The sequence below is a fragment of the Pseudomonas sp. Sample_24 genome (assembly GCF_004307605.1).
GTDB lineage: Bacteria > Pseudomonadota > Gammaproteobacteria > Pseudomonadales > Pseudomonadaceae > Aquipseudomonas.
This window is the reverse complement of record NZ_RCNW01000432.1, coordinates 1-736: the sequence shown is the minus strand read 5'-3', so window position 1 is coordinate 736 and position 736 is coordinate 1. Positions and strand designations below refer to the sequence as shown.

Here is a 736-nt window from a genome sequence, read left to right as displayed (position 1 = left end):
TCCAGTCCACGTCCGAGACCTCGTTTCTTGACGGCCATGGGGATTCCTTAAGTTGCCTGAGCGGCGGCGATGCGTGAGTTTTTGCGCTGACGACGAACCATTTCGCCCGCCAGGGCCAGATAGGCAATAGCGCCCCGCGATGCTTTGTCGTACGCCAGCGCCGGCATGCCGTAGCTCGGCGCTTCGGCCAGACGGATGTTGCGCGGAATGACCGTGTCGTACAGCTGGTCACCGAAATGTTCTTTGAGCTGAGCCGAGACATCGTTCATCAGGCTCAGGCGTGGGTCGTACATGGTGCGCAACAAACCTTCGACCTTGAGGTTCGGGTTCAGCAGTTCAGCGATACGCTTGATGTTATCCACAAGGTCGCTCAAACCTTCGAGTGCAAAATACTCGCACTGCATGGGGATAATTACGCCGTCGGCGGCCACCAGTGCGTTCAACGTCAGCATCGACAAGGACGGCGGACAGTCGATCAAAATGTAATCATAGTTTTCACGGATCGGCGCCAGCGCACTGCGCAGACGACTCTCCTTCATCTGCATTTCCAGCAGTACCACTTCCGCGGCCGTCAGGTCACGGTTAGCCGGCAACAACTGGTAACCACCATGCTCGGAGTAGTGCATGGCCTGGGCCAGGTCGCATTCACCGATCAACAGGTCGTAGACCGAGTTTTCCAGGCCGTGTTTATCCACACCGCTACCCATGGTGGCGTTGCCCTGTGGATCGAGATCGA

General features: G+C 57.5%; 1 protein-coding gene. It reads right to left on the bottom strand.

Annotated elements, in window-relative coordinates; genetic code table 11:
• Positions 1-47 precede the first annotated feature (47 nt).
• Positions 48-736, bottom strand: a 689-nt coding sequence (locus D8V06_RS25440; RefSeq protein WP_130932050.1) for a ParA family protein, incomplete at its 5' end; no start/stop codon positions are given.